The organism is Streptomyces sp. NBC_01445 (assembly GCF_035918235.1).
Lineage (GTDB): Bacteria > Actinomycetota > Actinomycetes > Streptomycetales > Streptomycetaceae > Streptomyces.
On record NZ_CP109485.1, the window covers coordinates 5,793,803 to 5,804,862 of the forward strand.

At 72.1% G+C, this 11,060-nt stretch carries 9 protein-coding genes; 3 read left to right on the plus strand and 6 right to left on the minus strand.

Going from position 1 to position 11,060, the window contains the following annotated elements; translation table 11 throughout:
* Positions 1-348 precede the first annotated feature (348 nt).
* Positions 349-1,041: a metal-dependent transcriptional regulator gene (locus OG574_RS26510; RefSeq protein WP_100596009.1), complete on the minus strand. Its 693-nt coding sequence runs from the start codon at positions 1,039-1,041 to the stop codon at positions 349-351.
* A 203-nt stretch (positions 1,042-1,244) separates the two neighbouring features.
* Between OG574_RS26510 and OG574_RS26515 the strand changes: the two genes are divergently transcribed.
* Positions 1,245-2,000: an SIS domain-containing protein gene (locus tag OG574_RS26515; RefSeq protein WP_326775228.1), complete on the plus strand. Its 756-nt coding sequence runs from the start codon at positions 1,245-1,247 to the stop codon at positions 1,998-2,000.
* Positions 2,001-2,014: 14 nt separating this feature from the next.
* On the opposite strand, the gene OG574_RS26520 is transcribed toward OG574_RS26515, so the two are convergent.
* The 3 genes from OG574_RS26520 to OG574_RS26530 form a co-directional block, all read right to left on the minus strand.
* Positions 2,015-3,412, minus strand: a complete 1,398-nt coding sequence (locus tag OG574_RS26520) for a PAS domain-containing protein (protein ID WP_326775229.1) — start codon at positions 3,410-3,412, stop codon at positions 2,015-2,017.
* Between the two features lie 501 nt (positions 3,413-3,913).
* Positions 3,914-4,798, minus strand: a complete 885-nt coding sequence (gene purU / locus OG574_RS26525; RefSeq protein WP_326775230.1) for a formyltetrahydrofolate deformylase — start codon at positions 4,796-4,798, stop codon at positions 3,914-3,916.
* A 70-nt stretch (positions 4,799-4,868) separates the two neighbouring features.
* Positions 4,869-5,369 carry an SCO4402 family protein gene (locus OG574_RS26530; protein ID WP_326775231.1) on the minus strand — a complete coding sequence of 167 codons (501 nt, stop codon included), beginning with the start codon at positions 5,367-5,369 and terminating at the stop codon, positions 4,869-4,871.
* Positions 5,370-5,486: 117 nt separating this feature from the next.
* Here OG574_RS26530 and OG574_RS26535 point away from each other — a divergent pair, with 117 nt between their 5' ends.
* Complete coding sequence (locus tag OG574_RS26535) at positions 5,487-6,782, plus strand: ABC transporter substrate-binding protein (protein ID WP_326775232.1); 1,296 nt, start codon at positions 5,487-5,489, stop codon at positions 6,780-6,782.
* An 88-nt stretch (positions 6,783-6,870) separates the two neighbouring features.
* Here the strand turns inward: OG574_RS26535 and OG574_RS26540 are convergent, their stop codons facing one another.
* Positions 6,871-8,394, minus strand: coding sequence for a hypothetical protein (locus tag OG574_RS26540; protein WP_326775233.1), 1,524 nt, complete (start codon positions 8,392-8,394; stop codon positions 6,871-6,873).
* A gap of 216 nt (positions 8,395-8,610) precedes the next feature.
* Positions 8,611-9,993: a transcriptional regulator gene (locus tag OG574_RS26545; RefSeq protein WP_326775234.1), complete on the minus strand. Its 1,383-nt coding sequence runs from the start codon at positions 9,991-9,993 to the stop codon at positions 8,611-8,613.
* 311 nt (positions 9,994-10,304) lie between these two features.
* Here OG574_RS26545 and OG574_RS26550 point away from each other — a divergent pair, with 311 nt between their 5' ends.
* Complete coding sequence (locus OG574_RS26550) at positions 10,305-10,988, plus strand: bifunctional DNA primase/polymerase (protein ID WP_326775235.1); 684 nt, start codon at positions 10,305-10,307, stop codon at positions 10,986-10,988.
* Positions 10,989-11,060 lie beyond the last annotated feature (72 nt).

An 11,060-nucleotide genomic window follows, 5' to 3' on the forward strand; every position in this document is an offset into this window, starting at 1 on the left:
GGGGAGGACAGGCCCCGGCGCCGCAAGGCGCCGGGGCCCTCTGTCTGAGTGCGCCCCGCCTGGGTACGCCCCACCTGGGTACGTCGGCACATCGTCCTGCCCCCCTCCCCGCCCGCGCGGCCGGACCGGTGCGGACCCGAAACCGAGACGGTCAGGAGTCCTCAGGTCATATGCCTCTTGCGACAGCCTTGCACGCAAAACGTCCGCGCGCTGCGATTCCACGCAGGGAATCCTGGTTTCTGCGAGAGTTCTCAGGGAAGGCGATGACGTCCCAACTGTCCTTGTGGGAACAGGAGTTGACGCGTCGGTAAGTTGCCCGGACGCCTTTTGTCGCGCCCGGCGCCCGGCTCAGCGCTTGGCGACGAACACGTGCGAGGCGACATCAGCCACCAGCTCCGCAGCCTCACCGCTGCTGCCCACCAGGACCCCGCCCGGCGACGCCGTCACGCTGACCACGGAGCCCGGCTGGATGCCCGCACGCCGCAACGTGTACATCAGCTGCGCGTCCGTCTGGATCGGCTCACCGATCCGGCGCACCACGACCGTCTTGCCGTCCGTGCCCGGGTCGAGGTCGGCGAGGGACACCATGCCCTCGTCGAGGAACGGGTCCGCGCCGTCCTTCTCGCCCAGCTCCTCGAGCCCCGGGATCGGATTCCCGTACGGCGACTCGGTCGGGTGGCGCAGCAGCTCGAGGACGCGGCGCTCGACCGCCTCGCTCATCACGTGCTCCCAGCGGCAGGCCTCGGCGTGCACCTGCTCCCACTCCAGGCCGATCACGTCGACGAGCAGGCACTCGGCGAGGCGGTGCTTGCGCATGACGCGCGTGGCGAGCCGGCGGCCCTCGTCCGTCAGCTCCAGGTGGCGGTCCGTGGCGACGGCCACCAGGCCGTCGCGCTCCATGCGGGCCACGGTCTGGCTCACCGTCGGGCCGCTCTGGTCCAGCCGCTCGGCGATCCGGGCGCGCATGGGGACCACACCTTCCTCTTCGAGCTCGAGGATGGTGCGGAGATACATCTCCGTGGTGTCGATCAGTCCGGACATACGTGCCCCTCGATTAGCTCTGCTAGCTCACCGCTAGCTCGTGCGCTGGCCCTGAACCCAATTCTGACGCATAGCGCCGACAACCGTGCCGCGCCGGGGGAACCGGGCTCCGTACGGCAGGAACGTATTGACAGGGCACTGGTCCGGACCGCAACGTGATGCGCGGCACACGGGCAGTACGGGACGACGAAGGGGCTCCGCCGATGAGCGACAGCAAGCTGGCCGGTCAGTACCTCGACGCCGCGATCGGCCTGCTGAGGCGGGTGCGCGACGAGGAGGACCGCAACATCGCGGCCGCCGGCACGCTCATCGCCGACACGGTCGCCGAGGGGGGCCGGCTCTTCGCGTTCGGCGCGGGGCACTCCTCGCTCGCCGCGCAGGACGTCGTCTACCGCGCGGGCGGTCTCGCCCTGATGAACCTGCTCTCCGTACCGGGGGTCGTCGGCGTCGACGTCATGCCCGCCACGCTGGGCTCCGCCCTGGAGCGTGTCGACGGGCTCGCGGGCGCCGTCCTCGACTCCAGCCCGGTCCGCGCGGGCGACACCCTGGTGATTGTCTCGCTGTCCGGCCGCAACTCCCTGCCCGTGGAGATGGCCATGAACGCGCGCGCACTGGGCCTGCGCGTGATCGGCGTGACGTCCGTGGCGTACGCCGAGGAGACGAAGTCCCGCCATGTGTCGGGGACGTTCCTCAAGGACCACTGCGACATCGTCCTCGACTCGAAGATCGAGGTCGGCGACGCGGAGCTCACGTACGACACCGTCGACGCCCCCTTCGGGCCGGCCTCCACGATGGTGGCCAGCGCGCTGATGCAGGCCACCATGGCGACGGCCGCGGCCGAGCTCGCCGACCGCGGCATCCAGCCGCCGCTCCTGCGCTCCGGGAACGTGGACGGCGGCCACGAGTGGAACGGCCGCGTCTTCAGCGAGTACGGCGACCGGATCTTCTACCGGCACTGACGCGTGGCGCGCGGCTACCGCTCGAGCACCCTCGCCAGGTCGAGAGTCCCGGCGATCCGGGCCGCGACGCTCTCCGCGTACGTGGCGTCGGCCCGCTCGAACTGCGTACGGCTGGGCCCGCGCAGGAACGTCACCACGCCCAGCGTCCGCGCCCGGCTGCGCAGCACCGCGCACAGGGCGTGCAACGTGCCCTCGGGCCACTGTCTCGCCTCGGCCCACTCGCGCGCCCGCGTGGCGTCGCGCCCGCTCGCGCCGGCCCGCACCGAACCCGTGCGCTCCACGCACTGCAGCGCCGGGTGGCCCTCCAGATAGCGCACGGGCAGCGTCGTACGGGGCACCAGCAGGCTCGGCCCCGGCGCCCCCGAAGGCGTCGCGGCGGCCCGCGCCAGGCGCACCGGACCCGTACGTTCCCCGTCGGCACCCCCATAGGCCTGCTCGTCCCCGACCACCAGATCGATCAACGCGTGGTCGGCGAACCCGGCCAGCGCGAAGTCCAGATGGATGGTCGCCGCCTCCGCCGGGTCCTCGCACTCGGCGGCGGCCCGCGAGGCCCGGTGCAGCTGGTTGGCCCGGAAGCGCAGCTGCGCAGCCTCCTGCTCCGTCTGCTTGGCCTCGGTGACGTCCTGGAAAAGCCATCCGACGCCCAGCGGTACGGGTTCCTCGGTCAGCGGTGAGGCGAGCCGCACGAAGCCGCTGCGCCAGCACCTGCGCGCGTCGCCCTCCGGGAGCCGCACCGTCACCCACAGCTCGGCGGGGGCCGGCGGCGCGCCCTCCGCGAGCACATGGGCGAGCGCGCTCTCCAGCTCCTCGACGCCCTGCGAGATCAGGTCGCCGAGGGGGCGTCCGAGCAGCGCGGTACGGCTGGAGCCGAGCGCTCGCGCGGCATGCACGTTCACGACGGCGGGCCGCAGGTCGGCGTCGACGAGGACGACTCCCCAGGCCGCGTCCTCGAAGAGGGCCTCGCTCAGGGCGATCGACCGCTCCAGGTCGATCTGTGTGTGCACCTCGCTGAACGCGCAGTACAGCCCGGCCGGCTTGCCGTCGGGCCCGCGCACGGCGGAGGACTGTGTCCGTACGAGGACGCGCCCGCCGTCCTTGGTGAGCAGGGCGAATTCGTGGACCTGCCGGCCCGGTGCCCGCATCGCGGCCATCAGCCGGGCCTCGACCTCGTCGGCGTCGGCGCTGCGCACCGCCCATCCGGAGAACCCGCGCCGTCCCACGGCCTCGGCCGCGGACCAGCCGAGGATCCGCTCGGCCTCACGGTTCCAATGGGTCACGATCCCGTCGGCGTCGAACGCGCAGAGCGCGGCGTCCATCCCGTCGAGCAACGCGGCAAGAAGATCGGCCCCGTCCCGCTCGGGCTCGTCGGGCCCGAGCTCGTCGGTGGCCCCACTACGCCGGGAAGCACTCACCTGGCACCCCCTGCAGGCTGTGTCCGCGTGTTCCGCACTTCAGATCATTCAACTCGAACGTGACGCAGCACACGCGGAGTTCGGGGAAATCGTTGCGTCCCGGAGATCCGGGAGGAACGTTCCGTCCTTGATCACAGCGTACGACCTCGCGGACGGGACGAGTGTCGGGCCCGTTAATTCGCTTGAAGGCTCCCCGGACCCTTTTTAGAGTGGGGGTACACACGAAGGGAGGTGGTTCGGCAGATGTATGAATACCGGACGCGTGAGGTGACTGCGGGCTAGTAGCCCGGCGTCGCATCTCGATTTCGGCGCCGGACCAGCACGTGAGAGCTGCGTGCAGCCGGCCCCAATCCCAAGCAGTCACCCGACCCGCGAGCCGCCGGTACGTCCGGCCGGCTTCCGCCCGTCTCGTACGGGAGGAGACCTGGCTCGCGGGTCGTCTGCGTGTGAGCACGACCCGCGGGTGCACGACACACGAGCCGACGACCCGCGCGCGGTGGATCAGGTGAAGACGACCGTCCGGCGCCCGTTCAGCAGGATCCGGCGCTCCGCGTGCCACTTCACGGCGCGGGCGAGTGCCTGGCACTCCACGTCACGGCCGATCGCCACGAGCTGGTCCGGTGTCACGTCGTGGCCGACGCGCTCGACCTCCTGCTCGATGATCGGGCCTTCGTCGAGGTCGGCCGTCACATAGTGCGCGGTCGCGCCGATCAGCTTCACGCCCCGCGCGTGTGCCTGGTGGTACGGCTTGGCGCCCTTGAAGCTCGGCAGGAACGAGTGGTGGATGTTGATGATCCGGCCGCTCAGCTCCTTGCACAGGTCGTCCGAGAGGACCTGCATGTAACGGGCCAGGACGACCAGTTCGACACCCTCCGCGCGCACCACGTCGAGGATCTGCGCCTCGGCCTCGGGCTTGTTGTCCTTCGTCACCGGGATGTGGTGGAAGGGGATGTCGTACGACTTCACGAGCTCGGCGAAGTCCGTGTGGTTCGAGACGACCGCCGCGATGTCGACCGGCAGGGCGCCGATGCTGGCGCGGAACAGCAGGTCGTTCAGGCAGTGGCCGAACTTCGACACCATCAGGACGACGCGCATCCGCTCCGCGGAGCGGTGGATCTGCCAGTCCATGTGGAAGGAGTCGCCGACCGCGGCGAAGCTGGCCCGCAGCTTCTCCGCGGTGACGGGCGCGTCCGCCGAGAAGTGGACCCGCATGAAGAACAGGCCCGTGTCGTGGTCGCCGAACTGCTGGCTGTCCTCGATGTTGCAGCCGGTCATGAAGAGATAGCTCGACACGGCGTGCACGATGCCCCGCTTGTCGGGGCAGGAGAGAGTCAGGACGTACTGCTCGCCGCCGGCGACGCCGGACGCGGGGGACTGCTCATTCATGCAGGCAAGGGTCCCATACACGTAACCCGCGCCGGGCCGCCGTCCCGCTGGTCGGACGCGCTCGCGGCGCTCAGGCCGCCCGCGTCATGATCCGCAGGACCTCGAGCGTGCGGGGCGCCGCGTCGGGGTCGTCGCCGTCGCTCGTGGCGAGCACGACGTGCGCGTCCCGCGCGGAGTGCACCGCTTCCGGCCACGCGTGGTGGTCGAGATAGGCGGAGACGGGGGCGTCCGGGCCCACCTGGTGCATGATCCGCAGCACGCGCAGCACCGCGGTGTCGACGAGCTGCGCCTCCTGGGAGTCCCGGAAGATCGTGCCGACGTATTTCTCGGCGGACCAGTTGTCGAGCCAGGTGTCCTCGACGAGGCGGTACACGGCGTCGGTGACGTCCCCGAACCCGTCCACGCCCGCGAGCCAGACGTCCCGCTGGAACGCGGGGTCGGAGAGCATGTGCAGCGCGGAGCGCACATTGCTGCGCCAGCGCCACCACGGCATGTCGTTGAGTGGCATGCCGCCCATGGTGGAGGAGCGACGGCCGCGACGGGAAGACTTCTCCGAGCTTTGCACGGTCATCGATCGTACGTGCCGTCCCCGCCGGCCCGTCCGGACCCCCGTAATTCACCTCCACGTCACCGCACGTTGACCGCAGGTCACTCGCGGGTTAGGGATGCGGCGGAATCGTGCAGGTTCATGACTGGCCGTCGCCGCACCACCACCTCGCGTACCTCGCGCTCTCTCCGTTCCACCGTGCTTTCGGCGGCGGTGTGGGCGGCTTGCGCGTCGCTCGTCGCCGGGTGCGGACTCGTCTCCGACATCACCGGGAGCTCCAAGGACCCCATCACGGTGATGACGTGGGCGCCCGAGAAGACCCAGGCGACCAACATGCCCGGCATGCCCGCCATGGCGCGCGCCTACGCGCGCTGGGTCAACGCCCACGGCGGCATCGGCGGCCGCGACCTCAGGGTCATCACCTGCAACGACAACAACGACACCGTGGGCGCCGCCCGCTGTGCCAGGGACGCCGTCGAGCAGCAGGCTGTCGCGGTCGTCGGCTCCTACAGCCAGCACGCCCGCTCCTTCCTCGCCCCGCTGGAGTCCGCCGGCATCCCGTACATCGGTGGCTACGGCGTCACCGACGAGGAGTTCGCCAGCCCCTTGTCGTATCCGGTCAACGGCGGCCAGCCCGCCCTGATGGCCGGAAACGGACGGCAGCTGGCCGCCGCGGGCTGCGACCGCACCTCGCTCGTGCGCCCCGACACCGTCGCCGGCGACCAGCTGCCGCTGCTTCTCGACACGGGCCTGTCCGCGGGCCGCGACAAGGCCTTCGACGTGCGCGCCGCCGAGGACGCCACCGACTACACGGAGCAGGCCCGCCAGGCGCTCCTGCGGGCCGGTGCCGACCCGGTCGGGAAGGGCTGCGTGACGGCGGTCCTCGGCGACCGCACGGACACGTTCTTCGACTCGTTCCGCCGCACCCGCGACTCGTATCCGAAGGTGCGGATCTCGACCGTCCTCGGCAGTGTCGACCAGACGGTCATCGACCGCTCGGGCGGCAAGTCGGGCGTCTACGAAGGGGCGTACGTCACCGGCTGGTACCCGGTGGCGACCGACCGGCGGTGGGCGACGATGCGCAAGGTCATCAGCGAGCAGGCGTTCGGCGACAACCGGATCGACCCGGCGGATGCCGGCGTGCAGACGACCTGGATCGCGTACACCGTCCTGAAGCAGGTCATCGAGTCACTCGGCAACGGTGACGTGACGTCGCACACGGTGCGTGAGGCGCTCGACGGCGGCCTGAAGGTGCGCACCGGCGGGCTGACGCCGACGCTGAGCTGGCGCTTCGAGGACATGATCGCGGCCCGCGGCTTCCCGCGGCTCGTCAACGCCGACGTCACCTTCCAGGTGGTGCGCGACGGGCGGCTCGTGGCCGCGCGCCGCGGACTCGTCGACGTGTCGAGGACGCTGGAGGCGACCCCGACGGGCTGAGCCCGCCCGGCCGCCCCCGTATCAGCTAGGGCCTCTCGTTTGGATCATGCCGGACTCGCGGGGTCTGGCATGATCCAAACGAAAGACCCTAGAGCTGGAACGGCTTGCGCTGCGGAAGGTTCCACTGCGTCGCGATGGTGTTCCACAGCTTCGACGCCTGGGTCTTCTGCGTGGAGGCCGTGCCGCTCGCCTGGTCGCCCGCGCGGCGCTGCGGGGTGGGTTTGGCGTGGCCCTTGTGACAGCCGCCCTTGCCCGCGACCTGGTCGGCCCACGCCGCGTAGTGGCTGTCCGCGGAGGCGGAGGCCTGCCACGCCTTGGTGAGTGACTGCGTGAGCGCCGCGTTGCTGGGCAGCTTGTCCACTTCGAGCGCGGCGAGCCGGGTGACGAGCCCGGTGCGCTGGGTGGCGGCGCCGCGCAGGTCACTGGCGGCCTTGCCGAGGTCCTTGCAGGCGCCGATGTTCGCGACGGCCCTGATGACCGTGTCGCGGCTGTTGTTCGAGTCGGCGAGGAGCTTGTCGAGTGCGACGGCCTGCGCCTTGGCGGGGTCGGCGGGCGTCGGGGACGAGCTGCCCGGCTCGCCGGTCGCGGCGGCCGGCTTGGCGTCGTCTCCCTTGTTCTCGTCGCCCCCGCCGCTGATGAGGGCGCCCGCGCCGATGCCGACGACGAGGATGCCGACGCCGATGGCGGCGATGAGCGGCACCCTCGAGCCGGTGCGGTTCTGGCCCTTGCGGGCCGCGGCCCGCCCGGTGGGCTCGTACGGGCCCTGGGGCTGCACGGCCGGACCGGGTCTTCCCGGCCCGCCCGGTCCCGAGGGTCCGCCGGCGCGCGGGTCGAAGCGGGGCATCTGCTGCGTCGAGGCGGGCGCGTCCGGCTCCGGCTCGGTGCGGAAGAGGCTGTCGAACTCGGCCGGGGGCTGCCGGTCGCCGGGGGCGCCGGGGCGGATGCCGTAGGGCGCGCTCGGCGGCGCCGAGGGCACGGGCGCGATGTACTGCGTGGCATCGCTGTCGGTGCCCGCGGGCGGCATGGGCATGGAGCCGTACGGCTGCTGCTGGGGCGGCATCTGACCGGGTGCGTTCGCGCGGCCCAGGTACTGGGTGGCGTCGGCGGGCACCTCGGGCGGCAGGGCCCCCGGAGCGACCGGCGCTATGTACTGCGTGGCGTCCGCGTCGGAGGGCGCGGTGGGGGCCATGTACTGCGTCGCGTCCGAGGCGGAGGCGGGCGGCAGTGGCGCGGAGCCGTACGGGGCGGCGTGCGGCGGCAGCGGGCCGGCCGGGGCTCCGGCGGGCGGCAGCTGCGCCGAGTACTGCTGCTGCGGTGCGGCCGGGGGCAGCGGGGCCGCGGCGTGCGGCGCGTTCTCACCCGGCAGCGCGGGCGACGCGGACGGCGCGCCCCACTCGTACGTGGGCATCGGGCCGCCGGAGGCCGCCTGCGCGGACTCGGGGCCCCACGGCTGGCCCCAGGGGCTGCCGCCCGAGGGGGCGACGTGCGACTGGTCGCCGAAGGTACCCGGCAGCAAGGGCTCGCTGCCGTCGGCGGGCAGCACGACGCCTTCGTGTGCCTGCCGCACCGAGGGAAGGTGCGGATCCTCGCCCTGTCCGCTCTGCTGCGTCACCGGGACTCCTACGACTGGGGGACCTTCGGAATCGTCGGCTCACGCTACCGGGTCCCCGCACACACGTGCCACGCAGCTCAGAACCCCACAGCCTCCCCACACCCTCAAGTAACAAAACAGGCCTGCGGAACGCTGATTAGCGCCCTCCCCAAGCGGGTTGAGGCGTCCGTCACACAAGCTTCACCCGTACGTCTCCTGCGCGCCGCTCACCAAACTTCACGCTGCCTGAAGATCAAGGCGCGCACCGAACTCCCGCACCACGGGTTCGTCCCGGTACGGCTCGAGGCGCTGCCTGAAGTCGTCCAGGTACTCGGCGCCCCGGTTCGAGCGCAGCGTGCCGAGGAGTTCCACCGCGCGCGTCCCCGTCTGACAGGCCTGCTCGACCTCGCGCTGCTGCACCTGCGCCGTGGCGAGCAGCACCAGGCCGATCGCCCGGCGCCGCGCCCGCGACTGAGGATGCCCGGCCAGGGACGCCTCGGCCTGCCGCCGCGCCGCCTCCGCCTGCCCCAAATCCCGGTAGCAGTGCGCCAGTTCGTCCGCGAGATACGCCGCGTCGAAGTGCGCGATCCAGGCCGGGTCGTCGCCCGAGTCCGGCTCGGCCCGCTCCAGCGCGGCCAGCGCGCTGCCCGCCACCGCCTGCGTGGCCCGCGCGTCCCCGAGCAGGGCGTGGCCCCGCGCCTCGGCCGCGTAGAACATCGCCTCCGCGCGCGGGGTCACCCGCCCGCGCGCCCCCTCCTGCGCCGCGCGCGCCAACTGGGCGATCTCGCGGGGGTTTCCGAGCTGCGCCGCCAAGTGGCTCATGGACGCGGCCAGTACGTATCCGCCGTACCCGCGGTCCCCGGCGGCCTGGGCGAGGCGCAGGGACTGGATGTAGTACCGCTGGGCGAGGCCCGGCTGTCCGGTGTCGACGGCCATGTACCCGGCCAGCTCCGTCAACCGGGCCACCGCCGCGAAGAGTTCACGCCCCACGGCCTCCCGGTACGAGCCCGCGAGCAGCCCCGACACCACGCTGTTCAGATAGTGGACGACCACCGGCCGCACATGCCCGCTGCCGTACTGGTGGTCAAGGTTCGTCAGCGCCTGGGTCATCGCCCGCACGGCGGCCACGTCCGACGCCCCGACCCGCGGCCCCGCCGACCGCGCGACCTGCGAGTCGGGTACGGAGATCAGCCAGTCCCGGCTCGGTTCGACCAGCGCGGACGAGGCCACCGACGACCCGGACAGGAAGTCCCTGCGCCCCACGTCGCTGCGCCACAGCTCGCACACCTGCTCAATGGCGCCGAGGACGGTCGGCGAGAACTGGAGGCCGACGCCCGAGGCGAGGTTCTTGCCGTTGGCCATGCCGATCTCGTCGATCGTGACCGCGCGGCCGAGCTTGCGGCCGATGGCCTCGGCGATGATGCCGGGCGCCCGGCCGCGCGGCTGCTGCCCGCGCAGCCAGCGGGCCACCGACGTCTTGTCGTAGCGCAGGTCGAGGCCGTGCTCCGATCCGCACATGTTGACCCGGCGGGCCAGCCCGGCGTTCGAGCAGCCTGCTTCCTGGATGAGCGCCTGCAGCCGTTCGTTGGGCTGTCGCGCTACGAGAGGCCTTGCGGCCATGGCGTACCCCCTGTGTGCACCGTGGACCATCGGGCTGGCTCGGGCGGAGCCCGCCTTGAGGTGATCAATGCCCTGAGATCAAACGGAAGATGCGCCACAAAGGAGGGCAAAAACAAGCAAGAGCCCCAACTGGTGGCCGGTCGGTGGACAACACCCTCGTCTGGTCCTCTGGGCTGGCTACCCCCTGCCGGGGCCATTCCTCCCGCGCGCCCCCGCCCATGCATCCATGCGCCCCACGTGCAGGATCGGTGCTGCAGGCCCCCGCGCGCGTGCGCCCGTAACCCCGGGTGGCGGCGGGAGTTGAGAACGTCGTGGAAGAGACCATCGGAGTCACCTCGGCAGTCACCTCGTCCGTCACCTCGCCTCCCCAGATCCCCAAGCAGCGCGGGGAGATCCTCCTCGACGCCGCCGTGCGCTACGCGGAGGAACGCCACTGGGACGTGTTCCCCGGCACCTGGCTGGAGGTCGACGAGGGCAGGCAGCACTGCTCCTGCGGCGACGCCAGGTGCGCGGCCCCCGGTGCCCACCACGCCCGCGAGGACTGGGCGAACCAGGCGACCGGGAGTGCGACCGCCGCCCGCCGGCTGTGGTCCAAGCACCCCGCCGCCTCGATCCTGCTGCCGACGGGCCGCACGTTCGACGCGATCGACGTGCCCGAGACCGCCGGGTTCCTGGCCCTGGCCCGCATGGAGCGCATGGAACTCACTCTCGGCCCGGTCACCTGCACCCCCGACCGCCGGATGCAGTTCTTCGTCCTGCCGGGCGCCGCCTCGAAGGTCCCCGACCTGGTCCGCAAGCTGGGCTGGCCGCCCGCCTCCCTCGACCTGGACGCGCTCGGCGAGGGCGCCTACGTCGCCGCGCCGCCCACCCGCGTCGGCGGCCGGGGCGCCGTCCAGTGGGCCTGCCGCCCCACCGCCGCGAACCGCTGGCTGCCCGACGCCGAGGAGCTCATCTCCCCGCTGGCGTACGCGTGCGGGCGGGAGGGCCGCCGGTAGAACCCCGACAGTGACCCGCGCGGCCACGTATCGTGCGGGAACCTATGGCGGCGACGAAGGGCGGCGGGCGGC